This window comes from Bradyrhizobium sp. HKCCYLRH2060, from assembly GCF_051168135.1.
Taxonomy (GTDB): domain Bacteria; phylum Pseudomonadota; class Alphaproteobacteria; order Rhizobiales; family Xanthobacteraceae; genus Bradyrhizobium.
Genome location: NZ_JBNPUK010000010.1, coordinates 181,177 through 200,425 on the forward strand (window position 1 = coordinate 181,177; position 19,249 = coordinate 200,425).

Annotated in this window: 18 protein-coding genes and 1 riboswitch; of the genes, 6 read left to right on the forward strand and 12 right to left on the reverse strand. The window is 65.8% G+C overall.

The features are described from left to right. Positions 1-153: 153 nt before the first annotated feature. The 8 genes from ACQR10_RS20500 to ACQR10_RS20535 all read right to left on the reverse strand — a co-directional run bounded on the left by ACQR10_RS20500 (position 154) and on the right by ACQR10_RS20535 (position 7,750). On the reverse strand, positions 154-540 hold the full coding sequence (locus ACQR10_RS20500; protein WP_316217611.1) for a RidA family protein: 387 nt from the start codon (positions 538-540) through the stop codon (positions 154-156). 194 nt (positions 541-734) lie between these two features. Beyond that, positions 735-1,556, reverse strand: a complete 822-nt coding sequence (locus tag ACQR10_RS20505) for a hypothetical protein (RefSeq protein ID WP_434863836.1) — start codon at positions 1,554-1,556, stop codon at positions 735-737. Between the two features lie 172 nt (positions 1,557-1,728). Then, the gene (gene thiC / locus ACQR10_RS20510; RefSeq protein ID WP_316217609.1) at positions 1,729-3,627 is read right to left on the reverse strand and encodes a phosphomethylpyrimidine synthase ThiC; all 1,899 of its coding nucleotides are present in this window, start codon (positions 3,625-3,627) and stop codon (positions 1,729-1,731) included. Positions 3,628-4,007: 380 nt separating this feature from the next. Then, positions 4,008-4,616 carry a thiamine phosphate synthase gene (locus tag ACQR10_RS20515; RefSeq protein ID WP_316217608.1) on the reverse strand — a complete coding sequence of 203 codons (609 nt, stop codon included), beginning with the start codon at positions 4,614-4,616 and terminating at the stop codon, positions 4,008-4,010. After that, positions 4,603-5,385, reverse strand: coding sequence for a thiazole synthase (locus tag ACQR10_RS20520; RefSeq protein ID WP_316217607.1), 783 nt, complete (start codon positions 5,383-5,385; stop codon positions 4,603-4,605). Before ACQR10_RS20520 ends, ACQR10_RS20515 begins: the two co-directional genes overlap by 14 nt. Before the next feature lie 194 nt (positions 5,386-5,579). Beyond that, positions 5,580-5,777, reverse strand: coding sequence for a sulfur carrier protein ThiS (gene thiS / locus ACQR10_RS20525; protein WP_434863837.1), 198 nt, complete (start codon positions 5,775-5,777; stop codon positions 5,580-5,582). Continuing rightward, positions 5,768-6,781: an FAD-dependent oxidoreductase gene (locus ACQR10_RS20530; protein ID WP_316217605.1), complete on the reverse strand. Its 1,014-nt coding sequence runs from the start codon at positions 6,779-6,781 to the stop codon at positions 5,768-5,770. Before ACQR10_RS20530 ends, thiS begins: the two co-directional genes overlap by 10 nt. Further along, positions 6,769-6,880, reverse strand: a riboswitch (TPP riboswitch). (Overlaps the previous gene by 13 nt.) Positions 6,881-6,958: 78 nt before the next feature. Beyond that, entirely contained in the window at positions 6,959-7,750 is a 792-nt protein-coding gene (locus ACQR10_RS20535; RefSeq protein ID WP_316217604.1) for a lytic transglycosylase domain-containing protein, read from the reverse strand. Positions 7,751-7,964: 214 nt separating this feature from the next. On the opposite strand from ACQR10_RS20535, the gene ACQR10_RS20540 reads away from it, so the two are divergent. The 3 genes from ACQR10_RS20540 (at position 7,965) to ACQR10_RS20550 (ending at position 11,107) form a co-directional block, all read left to right on the forward strand. After that, the gene (locus ACQR10_RS20540) at positions 7,965-9,452 is read left to right on the forward strand and encodes a hypothetical protein (protein WP_316217603.1); all 1,488 of its coding nucleotides are present in this window, start codon (positions 7,965-7,967) and stop codon (positions 9,450-9,452) included. Positions 9,453-9,616: 164 nt separating this feature from the next. Beyond that, positions 9,617-9,883 (forward strand): hypothetical protein, encoded by a 267-nt coding sequence (locus tag ACQR10_RS20545; protein ID WP_316217602.1) that lies wholly within the window; start codon positions 9,617-9,619, stop codon positions 9,881-9,883. Between the two features lie 687 nt (positions 9,884-10,570). Beyond that, positions 10,571-11,107 (forward strand): PRC-barrel domain-containing protein, encoded by a 537-nt coding sequence (locus ACQR10_RS20550; protein ID WP_315804378.1) that lies wholly within the window; start codon positions 10,571-10,573, stop codon positions 11,105-11,107. A 70-nt stretch (positions 11,108-11,177) separates the two neighbouring features. On the opposite strand, the gene ACQR10_RS20555 is transcribed toward ACQR10_RS20550, so the two are convergent. The 4 genes from ACQR10_RS20555 to ACQR10_RS20570 form a co-directional block, all read right to left on the reverse strand. Then, positions 11,178-12,584 carry an ATP-binding protein gene (locus tag ACQR10_RS20555; protein ID WP_316217601.1) on the reverse strand — a complete coding sequence of 469 codons (1,407 nt, stop codon included), beginning with the start codon at positions 12,582-12,584 and terminating at the stop codon, positions 11,178-11,180. A 24-nt stretch (positions 12,585-12,608) separates the two neighbouring features. Continuing rightward, a complete protein-coding gene (locus ACQR10_RS20560; RefSeq protein ID WP_315717811.1) occupies positions 12,609-13,349 on the reverse strand; it encodes a response regulator in 741 nt (246 codons plus the stop codon). A 317-nt stretch (positions 13,350-13,666) separates the two neighbouring features. Then, positions 13,667-15,304 (reverse strand): DUF4403 family protein, encoded by a 1,638-nt coding sequence (locus ACQR10_RS20565; protein WP_316217600.1) that lies wholly within the window; start codon positions 15,302-15,304, stop codon positions 13,667-13,669. A 244-nt stretch (positions 15,305-15,548) separates the two neighbouring features. Continuing rightward, the gene (locus ACQR10_RS20570) at positions 15,549-16,247 is read right to left on the reverse strand and encodes a L,D-transpeptidase (protein ID WP_316217599.1); all 699 of its coding nucleotides are present in this window, start codon (positions 16,245-16,247) and stop codon (positions 15,549-15,551) included. A 357-nt stretch (positions 16,248-16,604) separates the two neighbouring features. Here ACQR10_RS20570 and ACQR10_RS20575 point away from each other — a divergent pair, with 357 nt between their 5' ends. The 3 genes from ACQR10_RS20575 (at position 16,605) to ACQR10_RS20585 (ending at position 19,178) form a co-directional block, all read left to right on the forward strand. After that, positions 16,605-17,660: a glycosyltransferase family 4 protein gene (locus ACQR10_RS20575; RefSeq protein WP_316217598.1), complete on the forward strand. Its 1,056-nt coding sequence runs from the start codon at positions 16,605-16,607 to the stop codon at positions 17,658-17,660. A 50-nt stretch (positions 17,661-17,710) separates the two neighbouring features. After that, positions 17,711-18,400, forward strand: coding sequence for a class I SAM-dependent methyltransferase (locus ACQR10_RS20580; protein WP_315804383.1), 690 nt, complete (start codon positions 17,711-17,713; stop codon positions 18,398-18,400). 145 nt (positions 18,401-18,545) lie between these two features. Next, positions 18,546-19,178: a hypothetical protein gene (locus ACQR10_RS20585; protein ID WP_316177869.1), complete on the forward strand. Its 633-nt coding sequence runs from the start codon at positions 18,546-18,548 to the stop codon at positions 19,176-19,178. Positions 19,179-19,249: the final 71 nt, after the last annotated feature.

Genomic DNA, 19,249 nt, shown 5'->3' on the forward strand with positions numbered 1-19,249 from the left:
GTATATCTCCGCGAGTCGGGCTCGCCGAGACATACCCCTCACCCGACCGCATGTATGGATGGGCCATACATGCCCTCTCCCACAAGGGGCGAGGGCGCATTCACGCGCACCGTTCTATGTGCTTGAGGCGCCTGAACAGCGTCCTCCACATCGCTACGCCGTCGCCAACACCGCGACACCCTCAATCTCGATCAGCATTTTCGGATCAGGCAGCGCCGCTACCACGCAGGTGGTGCGCGCGGGGTAGGGCGCCGGCCCGAACGAAGCGGCATAGAGCCGGTTCATCGCCGCAACATCGGAGGCGCGCGTCAGCAGCACGTTGACCTTGACGAGATCGCGGATGGCAGCGCCGCCTTCGGTCAACACGCGCGCGAAGTTGGTGACGACGTTGGCGAACTGCGCTTCGAACTCGGTGGGCAGGTTGCCGTCAGCATCGAAGCCGGGAATGCCGGAGATGAAGACGAGGTCGCCGACGCGGGTGCCGAAAGATAGTGGCGGAGCTTTGATGCCAGGGGGAGCGGGGATGTGATGGATGGGCATGGGCACCTCGGGTGGTTGCGTGGACTTGCCACCAGTGCGTTATTCCGCGTCGTAAGGCAACGCGTCTCGTGAACGAGGAGCCCCGATCGACGGGAGCCCCTTCGTAGCTGCATGAGTCAAGCCATAAACGATGATGGGGCTTCCCGGTGGTCGCTGGGCGCACCCGAGTTGCGTTTGGTCGCTAGCTAGTCGCCTTACTTGGCAATCTCCTGAGCGGATGGTGCCTGCATCTTCACGAAAGGTGGTCGGAGTGCTGGGCCTCCAATTCTCAGAAAATCGAAGACATCGATGTCGGGGTTGCTACAAATGGTCTCCATGACCTTAGGATCAAAATCGGACTCTTGAATAATGTGGGCGGCCTTTGTTCCTTGAACCGCGTCGGTCAGTAGACCCCTTGCCGAGCAACTGGGCCTAAACCTGCTAAGTGTGTGCACTAGAGATCTGATATGATCGCCGTAAAAGTATTTTCGCACAAAGTCTTTTAGGTCATCTAAGTTGGGATCCTTGTCATTCAGGCTGCCTGTGTACAACGAATAATATCTTATGAATTGGCTTGGCTTAATCGGTTTGATTTTGCAGGATAAAGCCTTTTCAATCTCGGCCACTCCGCTCTCGTCGACGTACTTATTTAACCCGACATATTCTGCTGATATGTCAAAAAGAGACTTGTCCTTTAGTTCGGGCCTGAAAGATTGGACTGATAGTAGTCCACTTCGAATCTCATCAACGCTCGTTGCCGCTTCCACCAGATGGCTGATTGCATCGCGTCTGAGGTCCATCTCGGTCTCGAGTAGGCTGCGTCTCTCAATAGCTTGTTCTGCGCTTGATACGCACTCCTGCATCCGAGTTAGGTATGCTCCGCCAACTGTCAGAAAAGCTGCGGTAAGGATCCACAAAAATAATGGGCTGTTTATGATTGGAGTGATCTTCGGGGATTTTCGGGGCTGCGTCAGCGCTGAAATAATATGCTCTCGAAACCGCTGATCTTGCTTTTCCCGTACGATGTCTCGCTTCACGGGGGGGGGCTCCTGAGTCGTGCGCTTCTTGTAAGGTCAGCGAAAATGGACCGAGATGCAAGATGGCAACGCTAGGGCGAGCAAGAATCCAAAGGGCCGAGCAACTCTTGCTCGGCCCCAAAATTTGGACTGGATGCTTCAGCAGAGGTGACGAATAACCCAGGGAGGTCCCTCACAACGCCTTGTTGCTCTCCTTCACCTTCTCCGCATCCAGATACACGCTGCCGCCCATTTCCTTGAACTTGGCGCTCATCTGGGCCATGCCGTCTTCGATGGTGCCGCTGATGGTCATGCCGACCGTCGCCGGATCATTCAGCGTAGCCGCGTAGTCGCGGACGTCCTGGGTGATCTTCATCGAGCAGAATTTCGGGCCGCACATCGAGCAGAAATGCGCGACCTTGTGGGCTTCCTTCGGCAGCGTCTCGTCGTGGAAGCTCTTGGCGGTGTCCGGGTCGAGGCCGAGGTTGAACTGGTCGGTCCAGCGGAACTCGAAGCGGGCGCGGGACAGGGCGTCGTCGCGCAGCTGCGCGGCGGGGTGGCCCTTGGCGAGGTCGGCGGCGTGGGCGGCGATCTTGTAGGTGATGACGCCAGTCTTGACGTCGTTGCGGTCGGGCAGGCCGAGATGTTCCTTCGGCGTCACGTAGCACAGCATGGCGCAGCCGAACCAGCCGATCATGGCGGCGCCAATCCCTGAGGTGATGTGGTCGTAGCCCGGCGCGATGTCGGTGGTCAGCGGCCCCAACGTGTAGAACGGCGCCTCGCCGCATTCCTTGAGCTGCTTGTCCATGTTGATCTTGATCTTGTGCATCGGCACGTGGCCGGGGCCCTCGATCATGACCTGGCAGCCCTTGTCCCAGGCGATCTTGGTGAGCTCGCCCAAGGTCTCCAGCTCGGCGAACTGCGCGCGGTCGTTGGCGTCCGCGATCGAGCCGGGGCGCAGGCCGTCGCCGAGGGAGAACGAGACGTCATACTTGCGCATGATGTCGCAGATCTCCTCGAAATGCGTATAGAGGAAGCTCTCCTTGTGATGCGCGAGGCACCACTTGGCCATGATCGAGCCGCCGCGCGAGACGATGCCGGTGACGCGGCTCGCGGTGAGATGGATGTAGGCGAGGCGCACGCCGGCATGGATGGTGAAGTAGTCGACGCCCTGCTCGCACTGCTCGATCAGGGTGTCCTTGTAGAGCTCCCAGGTCAGCGCCACCGGATCGCCGTTGCACTTCTCCAGCGCCTGGTAGATCGGCACGGTGCCGATCGGCACCGGCGAGTTGCGCAAAATCCATTCGCGGGTGGTGTGGATGTTGCGGCCGGTGGAGAGGTCCATCACGGTGTCGGCGCCCCAGCGGATCGCCCACACCATCTTGTCCACCTCCTCCTCGACCGACGACGTCACCGCCGAGTTGCCGATATTGGCGTTGATCTTGGTGAGGAAGTTGCGGCCGATGATCATCGGCTCCAGCTCGGCGTGGTTGATGTTGCAGGGGATGATGGCGCGGCCGCGCGCGATCTCGTCGCGGACGAACTCCGGGGTGATGAAGGCGGGGACGGCGGCGCCAAAGCTCTCGCCGTCGGCGAGCGCGGCCTCGGCGCGCGCGAGCTGGGTCTTGCGTCCGAGATTCTCGCGCTCGGCGACGTAGATCATCTCCTTGGTGACGATGCCCGCGCGGGCGAATTCGAGCTGGGTGATCTTGTGGCCGTCGAGGCCGCGCAGCGGTTTGTGATGCGCGGTGAACGCCTTCGCCGCCTTGTCGGCGCCGACATTGCCATTGTCCTCCGGCTTGATGTCGCGGCCGACATATTCCTCGACGCCGCCGCGCTCCAGCACCCAGGCGGAGCGGGCGCGCGCCAGGCCGGCATTGACGTCGATGGTGACGGAGGGATCGGTGTAGGGACCGGAGGTGTCGTAGACCGGCAGGTTCGGCTCGGAGGCCGCTTCGGAGAGAATGATCTCGCGCAGCGGCACGCGCAAATCGGGCGCGGAGTCGGGCACGGCGTAGATCTTGCGCGAGGACGGCAGCGGGCCGGTGGTGACGGCGGGCAGGGTGGTGTCGGGATTGGAGCGGATGTTCATGGGGTCCTCCTTCTCAATTGTTGTTGTCGGAGTGAATGGGGGCCGTCATTGCGAGGAGCGAAAGCGACGAAGCAATCCAGGGCGGCACGCGCGGCCCTGGATTGCTTCGCTCCGCTCGCAATGACGATGGAGAGAGTTGCGGCTCACATTGGCTCGCCGCGTATGCCGAGCGGAGATGATTTGGCGCTGTGAGGGACGCAGACTGTTCAGGCTCCCTCCCCCCTTGTGGGGGAGGGTTGGGGAGGGGGGTAAGCCGCACCCACCGCCCCCGGGGCTACCCCCCTCCCTAGCCCTCCCCCACAAGGGGGGAGGGAACGACGGAGAGCGGGGCGACGTCAGGGCCCAATCACTGTCAGAGGCATTCGCAAATGCTGCGCGCATCAGGCCGGCTCCCTGGTCGCATCGAGCCAGGCGCGGACGCGGGCGTCGGGGTCGGGGTTCTGGGTGACGTCGCTGACGACGGCGATCGAATCGGCGCCGGCGGCGAAGATCTCCGCGGCCTGCTCCAGCTTGATGCCGCCGATCGCGACCAGCGGGATGTTGCCGACGCGCCTCTTCCACTCGCTGATCTTCGCGATGCCCTGCGGCGCGAAGCGCATCGCCTTCAGTGTCGTCGGGAAGATCGGCCCGAGCGCGACATAGTCGGGCTCGGCGGCGAGCGCGGTCTCGAGCTCGGCATCGTCATGCGTGGAGAGGCCGAGCGTCAGGCCGGCCTGCTTGATCGCGGCGACGTCGGCCTCCGCCAGATCCTCCTGGCCGAGATGGACGTGCTGCGCACCGGCGACAACGGCGGCGCGCCAGTAGTCGTTGACGATCAGCTTCGTCGCGGTGCCCCTGGTGATCGCCAGCGCATCGGTGACGATCTGCAGCGCCTCGCCGTCGTTCAGGTCTTTCGCGCGCAACTGCACGGTGCCGACGCCGAGCTTGGTCAGGCGCTCGACCCAGGCGAGGCTGTCGACGACGGGATAGAAGCGATCAGGATACGGCATGCCAGAACGGGGTCCCAACGACAGGGGTGGAGGGCGAGGCGAAATCGCGGGCGTCCATCAGCCCGGCCTCGTAGGCGGTGCGGCCGGCCTCGACCCCGAGCCGGAAGGCGCGGGCCATCGCGACGGGATCGGCAGCTTTTGCCACCGCGGTGTTGAGCAGCACGGCGTCGTAGCCGAGCTCGAGCGCCTCCGCGGCGTGGCTCGGCGCGCCCAGGCCGGCGTCGACCACGAGGGTGATGTCGGGCAGGCGGTCGCGCAGCAGCTTCAGCGCATCGCGATTGGTGATGCCCTTGGCCGAGCCGATCGGCGCCGCCCAGGGCATCACGACCTTGCAGCCGGCATCGACCAGCCGCATCGCGATCGTGAGATCCTCGGTGCAGTAGGGGAAGACCTCGAAACCGTCCTTGATCAGGATATCAGCGGCTTCGACGAGACCGACCACGTCGGGCTGCAGGGTGTCGTTGTCGCCGATGACTTCGAGCTTGATCCAGCTCGTGCCGAACAATTCGCGCGCGAGCTTCGCCGTCGTCACCGCCTCGCGCACGCTGCGGCATCCGGCGGTGTTCGGCAGCACGGTGACGTCGAGCGCGTTGATCAGCTTCCAGAACGCGTCGCCGGTCTTGCCGCCGGCGGCCTCGCGCCGCAGCGACACCGTGACGATCTGGGCGCCCGAGGCGCGGATCGCGTCCTGCATGATCGCCGGCGAGGGATAGAGCGCGGTGCCGATCAGCAGGCGGGAATGGAAGGTCTTGTCGTAGAATTTCACCATCGATGATCTCCGTCATGTCGGACGGTGTCGCTCCGAGTACCGCTGTCGTCCCGGCGAACGCCGGGACCCATGCCGTGTGATCTCACATTGAGGCATGCGGGGTAAGACCGAGCGCTATCACCGCAGCCGGTGGCCATGGGTCCCCGCTTTCGCGGGGACGACGGCTGTGAGTGCCGCGTGAGCCGGGCCATCACTCACCCTCCCTGCCGGGGGGTGATGATCTCGATCTCGTCGCCTGCCTTCAAGGCCGTCTCCGCCCAGCGGCTCTTCGGCACGACGTCGTAGTTCAGCGCGATGGCGAAATGGGTGCCCTCGTAGTCCAGCTCGGACAACAGCGCGGTCACGCTGGTGGCGCTGATGTCGCGGGCCTCGCCATTGACGGTCACGCGCATCGCATCACCTCGTTGTCGATCTGGCCGTGCGCGAGATAGTTCAAGGTCGCCTGCGCCAGCGCCGGCGCGATCAGGAAGCCGTGGCGGTAGAGGCCGTTGACGCGGATCTCGCGCTCGCCCTTGATGGTGATGCGCGGCAGATTGTCGGGGTAGGCCGGCCTGAGCCCCGAGCCGAATTCGAGGATGCGCGCCTCGCCGAACGCCGGATGCACCGAGTAGGCGGCGCCGAGCAATTCCAGCGCCGAGCGCAGGCTGACGCCGGTGTCCTCGGCCTCGAGCGAGGTCGCGCCCAGCATGAACAGGTTGTCCTCGCGCGGGATCAGATAAAGCGGGAAGCGCGGATGCATCAGCCGCACCGGCCGCGCGAGCTGCACCTCGGCGGTCTCGATCAGGATCATCTCGCCCTTGACGCCGCGCAGCTCGGGCTCGGCGTCGCGCGCCTCCAGCCCGCGGCAGTCGATCACGAGGCCGTCGAGATCATCGGCCGTGACGTCGCTGTTGAACAGCACCCGGCCGCCGGCCTCGACGATGCGCTGATGCAGCTTCGGCAGCACGCGGCGCGGCTCGACATGGCCCTCGGTCGGGTAGAACAGGCCTTCGCGGAAGCGCCCCTCCAGCGACGGCTCCAACGCCGCGAGCTGCTGCGCGTCGAGCCGCCGATAGCCGGAGGTGCGGCGGGCGAAGCGGTCGTAATCGGCGCGGTCGCGGGCATGCGCGATCACCAGCGAGCCGTTGAACGGCGTGTCCGGCAGCTCGCGCCGCCAGATGTCGAGCGCGGCGAGGCCGAGGCGGCTGATGATCGGCTCGGCGACCTCGCTCTCGCAATAGGGCGCCAGCATGCCGCCGGCCCAATGGCTGGTGGAGAGCATCAGATCGGAATCGCTGCGCTCGTGCAGGGTGACCTCGCGGCCCGCGCGCGCGAGCAGCAGGGCCTGCCAGGCACCTGCGATGCCTGCACCGATGATGGATACGGGGACATCCCCGCGCGTGGTTGTCTGCTGCATCCCTGTCCCTTCGCCGGCATGACCCGGATCAGGTTCAAAGGGTCACCGCATCACGCTGCGGTATCTCAGCTCCCCCTCGGAGCTCCCCTCGGAACGCGCTTAAAATAGACCGATACGGCCCCGTGTCAACGGAGTGTCACGGAAAGACAGTTTGGGGCGGTGAGGAACCAAGCGCCGTCAGTGCGCCCGCGCGTGGCGGCCGGTCGCGATTTTCGGGGTGATGTCGAGCGGGCCGCTCGTCCGCTCGGAGCGGCCGGCGGGCCGCGCGTCGGCGAGGCGCTGCCGCTTGGCCTCCTCGTAGTAGCCCCTGGCGAAGTAGAGCACGGCGCGGTCGTGGTCGCCGTGGGCGGCACGGTAGGCGCCGGCGAGATAGCGCACGCCATAGGTGAGATTGGTGTTCGGATCGTGCAGGCCCTGCGCGTCGCCGGTGTAGCCGAGGCCGCGCGCGGTGCCGAGCTTGATCTGCATCAGGCCGATGCAGCCGCAGCGGCCGACCAGGTCCTTCTGGTATTTGCTCTCGCGCACGATGACGCGGTGGATCAGCGATTCCGGAATGTTGTTGGCGGCGGCGTGCACCGCCACCAGCGCGTCGATGTGCGGATGGCCGGTGTCGATGTGGCGCGGCTTGGTCTCGGCCGCCCTGCGCTCGGCGTCGCGGGGCTCGGCCGCAGCGGCCGGGATGGCGTCGGTGTCGGCGGGCGCTGAGGCATTGGCGTCCATCGGCGGCGAGGTGTCGGCGCTGCTGACGGCCTCGATCGCCTCGACCTCGCGCGCGGCCTTGGTCACCGCGCTGCGTGCGGCCAGCTCCCTGGTGCCGTCGGAGCGGACATGGGCGAGCTTGACCTTGCCGGCCTTCGGCTTGGCTGCATTGTCCGATGCGGTGCTCGCATCATCGGCAGCCATTGCGAACGGCACGGGACCAGCCATCGCGAAGCCTGCAATGCAGGCCGTCAGCACAAGACGTCTCATGTGTCAGGATCCCCCGGGAACCACACGCATGCCGAGCTGCCCCCCAGCACGCGCTTTACACTTTGCACACCGTAATTGGCGCGAACGCCGGGCGATAATGTGGCAATAATGGGGCGGAGACGCCGGGCGAGTCCGGATGCGCCGGCGGTTTACCGCGAATTATGCCGTGCATGCTTGGCTGGCGGAGCAATTCCGCCAACGGGGCCCTGCCGCGATGACGCTGTCCGTCACCCACACCGAAGCGACCGCCGGGCGCACGCAGGCGCTGCTGCCACTATGGGTCGGCGCCGGCGTCTATGCGCTGCTGCTGATCTCCGGCAACCGGCTGCTCAACGATCCCGACACGCTGTGGCAGATCACGGTGGGGCAGTGGATCATCGACCACCGCGCGGTGCCCGAGGTCGACGTCTATTCCTTCACCATGCGCGGCGCGCCCTGGATCTCCACGCAGTGGCTAGCGCAGGTCGCCTATGCCGCCGCTTACAGGTTCGCCGGCTGGACCGGGCCGGTGGTGCTGGCGGCCTCGGCGACCGCGCTGTCCTTCGCGCTGTTCGCGCGCGCCCTCAGCCGGCATCTGCGCGACGCCACGACATTGGTGTTCGTGGTCGCGGCGTTCCTGCTCTGCCTGCCGCATCTGCTGGCGCGGCCGCATGTGTTGGCGTTTCCGATTCTGGTGGCCTGGATCGCCGGACTTGTCGATGCCGCCGATCGCAAGGCCGCGCCGCCATGGCTGCTGGTGCTGCTGATTGCGCTGTGGGCCAATCTGCATGGCGGATTCGTGTTCGGCCTGTTCTTCATCGCGCCCGCCGCGCTCGACGCGCTGGTCAATGCCGATGCCTCGGCCCGCCGTAGCCTCGCGCTGCGCTGGGCCGGGTTTGCAGCGCTCGCGCTGGCGGCGAGCTGCTGCACGCCCTATGGCTGGAATGCGCTGCTGGCGTCGCAGAAGATCCTCTCGCTGGGTCAGGCGCTGCCGCTGATCGTGGAATGGAAGGCGACCGATTTCCAGGGGCTAGGTCCGTTCGAGATCTGCCTGCTGATCGCCATCGGGTTCGCGCTGTTCCATGGCCTCAGGCTGCCGACGGTGCGCATCCTCATGCTGCTCGGCCTGCTGCACATGGCGCTGGCGCAGGCGCGCGCGGCGGAGATCCTGGCGCTGGTGGGCCCGCTGGTGCTCGCCGCGCCGCTGGCGCGGCAGGCGGGCGCGTCGCCCATGCCGCCGCAGGCGCGCGTGCCGGGCGCGGCGCTGACGGCGGCAGTGATGCTCGCGCTCGGCGCCGGCACCATCGCGTCGGCCGCGATCCTGAACTACGCGCCGAACATGCGCGGCACCCCCGTCGCGGCCGTGACCGAGCTGAAGAAGCTCAACCTCACGCGGGTGCTCAACGACTATGATTTCGGCGGCTACCTGATCTCAGCCGGTGTCGCACCGTTCATCGACGGCCGCACCGAGCTCTATGGCGAGAAGTTCTTCGTCGACCACAATGCCGCCTCCGGCCTGATGGAGCCGGACAATCTGTTCCGCCTGCTCAAGGACTACGACATCGAGGCGACCCTGCTGCGCACGCAAAGTGCTGCGACCAAGCTGCTCGATCACGTCGACGGCTGGCAGAAGGTCTATGCCGACGACATCGCCACCATCCATCTGCGCAAGGCGGGCGCCCGCCATGTCGCGGAACCGGCGGTCACCTCCGGCGGCAATTGAATCAAAGACGTCGATCCCATCCGCGTGAGGTTGGATGTCGCGCGGCATCCCGGCGCGTGCAAATCCGCCGCCGCGCGGGTAAGATCGCGGCCGTCAGTTCGACAGCATGCCTGACTCATTCAACCTGACTCATTCAAGAAGACTGAACAGAGAGGGAGCGCGTCATGGCCGTGAAGGCAGCCGACGATCATTCACCCAGCATTGACCGTTCATTCGACATCTACGCGACGCCATCCACGGTTCGCGTCGTGGATCTGCCGCGAAACAATCCCTGCGCCCAATGTGGCGAGGCGATCGCATTGCCGTCCTGGGTCGAAAAGGACGGCCGCCGCACCGCCTATCTCTGGCACTGCCGCCTCTGCGACTATCGGTACGAAACCATCGCCTTCTATGCCGAGTCCGTCGATCAGGACGGCGCGATGGCGGCGTAGGGGCAGGCGTCCCGCAGCCGAGCAATTCAATTGGCTTGGACGGAATGCTGAACAGATGGTCTATCGGTTGATGCCGATGTGAGTACGGCGATTGCGGCTTGCTCCGCTCGACCTCTCCCCGCTTGCGGCTGGGCGATCGCATATGGTTTTCCTGGGCGGAACCTTCATGGCCTCATGGTTCGAGACGCGTCGCAAGAGCGACGCTCCTCACCATGAGGTTCAACAGCTTTGCGGCGGAGAAAGGCCCTCATCCTGAGGAGCCCGCCGAAGGCGGGCGTCTCGAAGGATGGTCGCGAAAAGACGGCGCGCCCAGCCTCTTTCACCATATGCGATCGCCCTGCCGCAAGCGGGGAGAGGTCGGATTGCATCGAAGATGCAATCCGGGTGAGGGGGGTACAGGTCTCACCATGCCCACCACCCGTGCGGCTGCCCCTCACCCCAACCCTCTCCCCGTAAGAACAGGGAGCGGGAGCCGACCGTCACCGCGGTCAGCAGCTAACAAGCTCCACGCACCTGCGTCATACCGTACTGACGACGTCAGCCATGTCCACCCGAACCGTCACAAGCTAACACTTCCGCGTCGCAGTGAGACCGCTTGTCGCGCAGCGTGACGAAATCGTGGTTCCCTGGGAACGCCGACTGTCCATTGCCGTTCTCTCGTCACCATTCACTGAGAGGAGACACCACATGGTGATGAAGACTGTTGCGGCCGGCCTCGCCGGTTCCCTGCTGCTCGCGACCGCCGCCTTCGCTGCGGAGAGCACCACCACCACGACCAGCACCACAATCAAGAGCAACACCACCGCTGCGTCCTATCAGGGCGACTGGCGCAGCTCGAAGCTCGTCGGCGTCAAGGTCTACAACAACAACAACGAGAACGTCGGCTCGATCGACGACCTGCTGGTCGACAAGAGCGGCGCGGTCAAGGGCGTCGTGATCGGCGTCGGCGGCTTCCTCGGCATGGGCGAGCACCTCGTCGCGGTCTCTTTCGACCAGGTGAAGTTCTCGGATCAGCCGGTGCAGGCGACCACGGCTTCCAACGCTCCGGCTTCTGGCACGACCTCGTCGACCAACCCGCCGGCTTCGACCACGACGACCGGTGCCGCCACCGGCACGTCGTCCTCGTCGATGAGCTCGAAGAACCGCTGGTATCCCGACCATGCGATGATCAACGCGACCAAGGACCAGCTCAAGGCGATGCCCGAGTTCAAGTACTCGGAGTAACGGCGTCACAGACGATTAGTCGATCGTCTCGATCGCGGCGCGCCCGGATCCGTCCGGGCGCGTTCGCGCGTCATGCTGCGGGGCGCAAGGTGGTCTGGCCGAGCGGCAGCTCGATGCGGGCGATCAGCCCGCGCGGCTTGCGATCGTGCAATGACAGCTCGCCGCCATGCGCCTGGACGATCGCCTTCGCGATCGAGAGGCCCAGGCCGAACCCGGTGGCCTCGTCCATGTTGCGGGCATCGTCGCCGCGCACGAACGGCTCCAGCATGTCGGGCTTGCGCGCATCGGCGATCCCCGGTCCGTCATCCTCCACGTCGATCGTCAGGCACTTCCCCGACGCCGACAGTCTGATCACGGTTTCCTTGCCGTACTTCACGGCGTTCTCGACCAGGTTGGTGACCGAACGCATCAGGTCGTCGGGCCGCACCGTTGCCATCGCGTGCGCCGGGCCGACATAGGTGACGCTGTGGCCGACATCGGCGAACTGGTCGGCGACGAGCTGCAGGATGCTCGCGATATCGACCAGCGTCATCGGCTCGAGCTTGCGGCCGTTGCGCAGGAATGACAGCACCGAGCCCAGCATCGCATGCATCTGATCGAGATCGGCCAGCATGCGATTGCGCTGCAGTTCGTCCTCGACGAACTCACAGCGCAGCCGCATGCGGGTCAGCGGTGTCCGCAGATCGTGGCTGATGGCCGCCAGCATCTTGGTCCGGTCGTTCATCAGCGCCGTGATGCGTTGGCGCATCCGGTTCAGGGCGCGCGCCAGCGACCGGATCTCTTCCGGTCCGCGCTCGGGCAGGGCAGTGGCATCGCCATCGAGGCTGAAGCTCTCGGCAGCCTTGGCGAAGCTCGACAGCGGTGAGGTCAGCGCACGGGCCGCCCACAGGCCGAGCAGTGTCGTGCTGATCAGCGCGAACATGATCGTCGTCAGCCATGGGGCGCCCCAGAACGGTGGCCGGTGCGGCCGGTCGGCCATCCGCGCAGAGACCATGTTGCCGTCGGGAAGGGCGAAGACGACGGTGCGCGTCTGGGAACCGGGCGGCGGCATGAAGATGCGATAGCCGGGGCCAAGGCCGCGAAAGCCGCCTGGACCGTGAGGCCGTCCGTCGGCCATCTCCTGAGGCGCCGGGCGGCGCTCGTCGCCACCGGTCCCGGCCTCGACGTCGGGGCCGGCCGGCTCGCGCCGGCGGCCATCCGGCAGAGGTCCCGCGTGAGGCTTGAGCTCGAACTCGGGATAGGCGCGGGCAATGTCGGAGATCAGTCGCGGCCGTTCGGCAGCGGGCGCGCGTCCAAGAATGCGGATGGCGGTCGCGAGCTGAAACGGCCCGACTTCGTTTTCGGGGTCGGGCTGCTCGGCGCGATAGATCAGGAACGTCGCCGTGATGATCGCATGGAGCGCCACGATCGAAATGGCCACCAGCGCCGTGATCTGGCCGCGGATTCCCTTGAGGTTGAGAAAGCCGAACGACATCATGACATCGCCATTCGATCCGGCCGGTCAATGGCTTTGCGGGCCGGTCACCACCTCGACGACGGGCGTGAACATGTAGCCGCCGGAGCGCACGGTCTTGATCATGGTGGCCTCCTGCGGGTCCGGCTCGATCTTGCGGCGGATGCGGCTGACCAGCACGTCGATCGAGCGCTCGAACGAGCCGGCGCTGCGGCCCTGCGTCAGGTCGAGCAGGCTGTCGCGCGACAGCACGCGGCCCGGCCGCTCGCAGAAGGTGCGGAGCAGATCGAATTCGGCGCTCGTCATCGCGACGCGCGCGCCTTCGGGATTGCGTAGTTCGCGGAGCCGGAAGTCGATCGTCCAGCCGAGGAAGCTCAGCGCGGTCGCGCCTTCGGTTGCGCTCGCCGTCATCGCGGCCGCCTGTCGGCGCAGCACCGCGTTGATGCGGGCGAGCAGCTCGCGCGGATTGAACGGTTTTGGCAGATAGTCGTCGGCGCCCATCTCCAATCCGAGGATGCGGTCGACGTCCTCGCCGCGCGCGGTGAGCATGATGATCGGCACTTGCGATTCCGCGCGCAGCTTGCGGCACAAGGTCAGGCCGTCCTCGCCGGGCAGCATGACGTCGAGGATCAGGAGATCGACACGGTGGTCGCCCATGATGCGGGTCATCTCGCGGCCGTCGGTCGCGGTGGTCACGTTACAGGCATTGTTGCGCAGATATTTCGCGATCAGCGTCCGCGTCTCGCGGTCGTCCTCGACGACAAGAATGTGTGGTTGTGTCTGGGCCATACCGACAAGTGACCTAGAATCGCGGCGTTTTGCGAAGAATTTTGTTACGGAATGTTTCCTGCGACGGGCGCGCGGACAAGGCCCGACAATCTCTCCCTGCGCCGTGTTGCGGCTTCCGTGAGGGCGCGTCAAGCCTCGCGAAACGTATGGCCTCGGGGCCGCAGCACGCTCGCCCGATGCGGCTGCATCGGGTTACCGGAAACGGTGCGGACATTCGTGAGTGGCCGCAGACCAGGTCAGGCCCGATTGAATCGTTGCCGGTCGTTGCACGATCCGAACGCCCGCAGCGACGGGATGCGACATTCCGAAACGGCCCGTCACAGTCCCGGCAACGTATTGACTCGAACCGACATCGTGCCCTCCGCCGAGGCGATCACGCGCAGCACGGTGGCGTCGAAGGCGATGTCGGTCAAAGCGAGGTTGTTGATGTCGGTATCGACGCGGATGCCGTTCTCGTTCTTCTGCAGCTCGGCGACCGCGGTCGCGATCTTGTCGCGGACGTTGTCGGCGAAAGGCTTGAGATCGACCACCGAACGTTCCAGCAGCGCGCGCTGCAGATGCGGCACCACGGCGCGCGCGGCGGCGCCGAGCAGGCCGAACGCCGCGTCGGATTCGACGGCGAGCTGCAGGTCCGACAGCCGCAGGATCTGCTGCGCCTGATCGACCATGGGGCGTCCCCAGATGTGCACGGTCGCGTCGGCGCCGAGGCCGAAGAAGCTCTCCTTCTCCTTGCCCTTCACCTGCAGCGAGATCAGCAGCCGGTTGCCCGAGGGCACGACGGTCGCGTGCTTCACCGTGACCGCGACCGGGCCGGAGCCGTCCTCGGGGAACGTCCGCCCGGCGAGCTGCGAGTCGACGAGCTTGCTGAGCTCGGTGAACGGGACGTCGATCGGAACCGCGACGTTGATGGCGCCGGCGGTGGGTGGAATGATCGTGATCTTGTCCGGGAACGGACACTCCGGCTTGGTCTCGGCGGCCGTGACCCGGGTCTCCGCTTCGATTCCCATGGTGACGCTGACGGCGTTGGCATCGATCGCGGGCTGCGCGGCCAGCGCCCGTGTCGGCTTGATCTCGAGCCAGACCGCGGGCAGTCCCGGCGTGGTGCCCTGAAGCGGCACCGAGCGGCAGGCGCGGGCCCACTGCGCCTGCGCCACGCGCCGCACGGTCGGGTCCTTGCGCAGCCTGTCGCTGAGCGCGCTGAGCTGGTCATTGACGGTCTTGTCGATGACCGGCTTCATCTGCGCGGGCACGTTGACGCGGGCGCCGGCGACGGTCAGCGCGGTGTCGCCGAGATTGACCTGGGCGGTGAAGTTCGGCTCGACATACCAGGCGGCGGCCAGCCGCGGCCGCATCGCGATCAGCACGTTGCCCTTGATGTCGGCGGTAGCGTTCAGGTTCTTGATGTTGATGCCGCCGATCTGCTTGGCCGCATCCGCGCCGAGCAGGCCGCCGATGGCGTCGCCGAGCGCGCCGGTTGCTTTGGCGGACAGCGATCCGGTGACGTTCAGCCGGCCCGAGAGCGGCGTCGCCAGCGACAAAGTGTCCTGGGTGCCGGTGGCGGCGATGGCGCCGCGGGTGACGGTCCAGCCGATGTCGGCATTCTGCAGGATCTGGTTGACGGGATTGTCGGCCTTGCCGGCGAAATTGCGCGGCGTGGCCTTTTCGGCGGCGTCGCGAATCGCGCCGAGCGAGATCGAGACCGGCGTCATGATGATCGAATTGCGCGTGGCCGGCGGCAGCGGCGGCAGTTGGGTCAGCTGCGGCGCCGGCGTGCTGCCCGAGAACAGAAACACCTCCACGATGATGATGCCGACCAGCACGATGGCGGCAAGGCCGGCGGCGCCGATCAAGATCAGCCGCAGCCGGGGCGGCGAGCGCCGCGGCGGAGGCTGCGTTCTCGGGGCGAGCGGATGCGGCCTGCTTTGCCAATCCGGTCGCGGTGTCGGAAGGTTCATGTCGGATCCACGGACTCCAGCTGCCACGCCGGCCCATGCCGGAAGCGGCGAGATCGCGGTTAATACAAGATTGCCGAGCTTACAGGGCCGGACGGAGGCGCGCCAGGGCAGCCCGTGACGCGGATCATCATCAATCGGCCGTGATGGTGAACGCCGACATGCGCGCAAAGAAATGACCGCCGCGGCTTTTGGGCCTCGGCGGTCCAGTCAGGGAGGATCCGGAGGAAGGAACGAGCGGCGCGGGCTAGCGTGTCATGCGGCCGAGATCGGCGCGGCGCTCCATCGGCAGCACGATCACCTTGGCGCCGACGCTGACGCGGGAATAGAGGTCGATCACGTCCTGGTTGGTCAGGCGGATGCAGCCCGACGACACATGGGTGCCGATCGTCTCCGGCGCGTTGGTGCCGTGGATGCGGTAGACGGTGCCGCCGAGATACATCGCGCGGGCGCCGAGCGGATTGCCGGGACCGCCGGCCATGTGACGCGGCAGATATGGCTGGCGTGCGATCATCTCCGGCGGCGGCGTCCAGTCCGGCCATTCCGCCTTCCTGGTCACCGACTGCACGCCCGACCAGGTGAAGCCGTCGCGGCCGACGCCGATGCCGTAGCGCATTGCCTGGCCGCTGCCGAGCACGTAGTAGAGGTACTTGTTAGGCGTATCGATCACGACCGTGCCCGGCGCCTCGCGAGTCGAATAGCTCACGACCTGGCGGCGCAGCCGCGCCGGCAACTCATAGGCGGTCGCCTCGTCCTCGCGCGGTGTGATCAGTTGCGGCGCCGTCGCCGGCGGCTCATAGGCCGCAATCGGCGGCGGCAGCAGGAACGGGAAGGGGAGTGGCGCGGGAGGTGCCGCCTGCGTCGGCGTCGCCGCCATGATTGCGGATGCGACGAGTACACCAAAGAGAATGCGGGATGACGAATACACTGTGCCCGGCGTGACCATGGACGTCCCCTCGTTTGATCGCTTGGTGCGCGCCGCGCTTGTCTCGGCCGGCGTCGTCAAAATCAGTTGCCTGTCATCATTCTTTGCGGCGCATTGACCAACGCCCGATGCTGCAACTCATAGGGGAGAAAAGTTTCGTTGCGTTTGCGCGCTGCACGCAAAACGGTTTCGTCGGCTTAACCGTTTGTTTCATGACGGTTTCACGACAGCGCCCGCGCGGGACGGCCACGGATCGCGGGGAAAACAGCGGCGGGCGGCCAAAAAGACCCTTCGACAGTTCGATGACGTCACACGCCTGAAATAACAATGTCGGATTTTGCGGCTGTTCAGAATCGCAGCAACTTTCCGGATCGCCTTATGCGGATCTTAATCGCAACCGACGCCTGGCACCCTCAGGTCAACGGCGTCGTGCGCACGCTCACCTCGCTGGCGCGCGCGGCCACAGGCCTCGGCGCCGACATCACCTTCCTCACGCCGGAGGGGTTTCCGTCGTTTGGCGTGCCGACCTATCCGGGCCTGCGCCTCGCCGTGACCAACGGCCGCGAGATCGCCCGCCGCATCGAGGCCGCTGCACCCGATGCGATCCATATCGCCACCGAAGGCACGATCGGCTGGGCGGTGCGCCGCTACTGCCTGCGCCACGGCCTGCCGTTCACGACGTCCTACACGACGCGCTTCCCTGAGTATGTCTCGGTGCGCACCGGCATTCCCGATGCCGTCGGCTACTGGGTGATGCGCCGCTTCCACGATGCGGCCGCGATGACCATGGTAGCGACCAATTCGCTGAAGCAGGACCTCGCGTCGCGCGGCTTCAAGAAGCTGGGTTTCTGGACCCGCGGCGTCGATACGAAACTGTTCAATCCGGATGAGCCGGTCACGCTCGATTTGCCGCGCCCGGTGTTCATGACCGTCGGCCGTGTCGCGGTCGAGAAGAACCTCGAGGCGTTCCTGTCGCTGGACCTGCCGGGCTCGAAGGTCGTGATCGGCAACGGTCCGCAGAAGGCGGAGCTCGAGCGTCGCTTCCCCACCGCGCACTTCCTCGGCGAGAAGACCGGCAAGGACCTGACCGCGCACATGGCGGCCGCCGACGTCTTCGTGTTTCCCAGCCTGACCGATACGTTCGGCGTGGTGCAGCTGGAGTCGCTGGCGTGCGGCACGCCGGTCGCGGCCTTCCCCGTGACCGGTCCGCTCGACGTCATCGCCGACCATCCGATCGGGGCGATCGACTGGGATCTGCGCGCGGCGTGCCTGAAGGCGCTGACGATGTCGCGTGAGACCTGCCGGGCGTTCGCGCTCGACCGCTCCTGGGAGAACAGCGCGCGCCAGTTCATCGGCAATCTCGCCGTGCTGCAGCCGTCCCGCGTCGTGCGACCGACCCCGGTGCTGGCCGGCCAGAGCGCGGTGCGCGGCTGACGGCGGATCTTGCGTCACTCCATCAATTCCAAACCAAGTGAGATGTAACGATGGCAGAAACCATGAAGCTCGACGGCGCGCGGGAGCTCGACTTCGATCGCGAGCAGGTCGAGCAGGCCTATGACCGCTGGGCGCCGATCTACGACCTCGTGTTCGGCGGCGTGTTCGAGAAGGGCCGCCAGGCCGCGATATCGGCCACCAACAAGCTCGGCGGCCGCGTGCTCGAGGTCGGTGTCGGCACCGGCATCTCGCTGCCGCTCTATGCGCCGCATGTGCGCGTGTTCGGCACCGACATCTCCGAGGCGATGCTCGGCAAGGCGATGCGCCGCGTCGCCGACCAGCGGCTGAAGAACGTCGAAGGGCTTGCGGTGATGGACGCGGAGCAGCTCGATTTCCCCGACGATTCGTTCGACGTCGTGATGGCGCAATATGTCGTCACCGCGGTGCCGAACCCGGAGGTCGCGCTCGATGAGTTCGCCCGCGTCCTGCGCCCGGGCGGCGAATTGATCATCCTGACCCGCGTCAGCGCCGATGCCGGCATGCGCCGCGTGATCGAGCAGGCGTTGCAGCCGGTCGTGCGCCGCCTCGGCTTCCGCACCGCCGAATTCGGCTGGTCGCGCTACATGCGCTGGCTCGCCGGAGCGCAGCGCATGGAGCTGGTCGAGCGCCGGCTGATCCCGCCGCTCGGCCATTTCTCGCTGGTCCGTTTCCGCAAGCTGGAGCGTGCTGCCGCGGCTTGAAGCCGCGGCGACCGTCTACCGCCGCTGCGGCGTTCTCCGTAGTCCAAAACGTTTCACTGCGTCCGATCGTGTGACATCTTGATGATGTCACACGATCTACACCGAATCCCTGTACACGACCTGCAACTCATACTTCGGAGCAACCATGATCAAGCATTTCCTGGAGCAGCTGCGGATCCAGCGCTGGGACGACCATCGCTACTATCATCACAGCCGTATCAATCAGAGCCTGCACTTTGTCAGCGCGCTCAGCTTCATGATCGCCTACGTGATGATGGTGTTCGATCCGCTGGTCTCGGCGCTGATCGGCTGGCTGGTGTCGATGACCTCGCGCCAGGCGGGCCACTTCTTCTTCGAGCCGAAGGGCTACGATCACGTCAACCAGGCGACCCACGAGCACAAGGAAGAGATCAAGGTCGGCTACAATCTGCAGCGCAAGGTCGTGCTGATGTCGATCTGGGCCGCGGCCCCCGTGGTGCTGTATCTGCAGCCGACCCTGTTCGGCCTGCTGCCGCCCTGGACCTCGGCGATGGAGTTCGTCCGCGAAACCGCCAAGCTCTGGCTCGTGATCGGCATCGGTGGCCTGCTGTTCCGCACCATCCATTTGTTCTTCATCCGCGACGTCGAGACCGGCCTCGTCTGGATGACCAAGATCATCACCGACCCGTTCAACGACTTCATGCAGTACCGCTCGGCGCCGCTGGCGCTGCTGCGCGGCGAGTTGATCGATCCGGGCCTGCATCTCATGGGCGAGACCCTCGAGGAGCAGCACGCCTGATCGGACCGATGCGTCGGAGTTGCGCGATGCCCGGGCCGGTCCCGGGCATCGGTGTTTGTGGGGGCTGTCGA

What these genes read in the sequence shown, in the direction of transcription:
- ACQR10_RS20500 (WP_316217611.1), bottom strand. Translation starts at nt 540, where the DNA reads ATGCCCATCCATCACATCCCCGCTCCCCCTGGCATCAAAGCTCCGCCA.
- thiC (WP_316217609.1), bottom strand. Translation starts at nt 3,627, where the DNA reads ATGAACATCCGCTCCAATCCCGACACCACCCTGCCCGCCGTCACCACC.
- ACQR10_RS20515 (WP_316217608.1), bottom strand. Translation starts at nt 4,616, where the DNA reads ATGCCGTATCCTGATCGCTTCTATCCCGTCGTCGACAGCCTCGCCTGG.
- ACQR10_RS20520 (WP_316217607.1), bottom strand. Translation starts at nt 5,385, where the DNA reads ATGGTGAAATTCTACGACAAGACCTTCCATTCCCGCCTGCTGATCGGC.
- thiS (WP_434863837.1), bottom strand. Translation starts at nt 5,777, where the DNA reads ATGCGCGTGACCGTCAATGGCGAGGCCCGCGACATCAGCGCCACCAGC.
- ACQR10_RS20530 (WP_316217605.1), bottom strand. Translation starts at nt 6,781, where the DNA reads ATGCAGCAGACAACCACGCGCGGGGATGTCCCCGTATCCATCATCGGT.
- ACQR10_RS20535 (WP_316217604.1), bottom strand. Translation starts at nt 7,750, where the DNA reads ATGAGACGTCTTGTGCTGACGGCCTGCATTGCAGGCTTCGCGATGGCT.
- ACQR10_RS20540 (WP_316217603.1), top strand. Translation starts at nt 7,965, where the DNA reads ATGACGCTGTCCGTCACCCACACCGAAGCGACCGCCGGGCGCACGCAG.
- ACQR10_RS20545 (WP_316217602.1), top strand. Translation starts at nt 9,617, where the DNA reads ATGGCCGTGAAGGCAGCCGACGATCATTCACCCAGCATTGACCGTTCA.
- ACQR10_RS20550 (WP_315804378.1), top strand. Translation starts at nt 10,571, where the DNA reads ATGGTGATGAAGACTGTTGCGGCCGGCCTCGCCGGTTCCCTGCTGCTC.
- ACQR10_RS20555 (WP_316217601.1), bottom strand. Translation starts at nt 12,584, where the DNA reads ATGATGTCGTTCGGCTTTCTCAACCTCAAGGGAATCCGCGGCCAGATC.
- ACQR10_RS20560 (WP_315717811.1), bottom strand. Translation starts at nt 13,349, where the DNA reads ATGGCCCAGACACAACCACACATTCTTGTCGTCGAGGACGACCGCGAG.
- ACQR10_RS20565 (WP_316217600.1), bottom strand. Translation starts at nt 15,304, where the DNA reads ATGAACCTTCCGACACCGCGACCGGATTGGCAAAGCAGGCCGCATCCG.
- ACQR10_RS20570 (WP_316217599.1), bottom strand. Translation starts at nt 16,247, where the DNA reads ATGGTCACGCCGGGCACAGTGTATTCGTCATCCCGCATTCTCTTTGGT.
- ACQR10_RS20575 (WP_316217598.1), top strand. Translation starts at nt 16,605, where the DNA reads ATGCGGATCTTAATCGCAACCGACGCCTGGCACCCTCAGGTCAACGGC.
- ACQR10_RS20580 (WP_315804383.1), top strand. Translation starts at nt 17,711, where the DNA reads ATGGCAGAAACCATGAAGCTCGACGGCGCGCGGGAGCTCGACTTCGAT.
- ACQR10_RS20585 (WP_316177869.1), top strand. Translation starts at nt 18,546, where the DNA reads ATGATCAAGCATTTCCTGGAGCAGCTGCGGATCCAGCGCTGGGACGAC.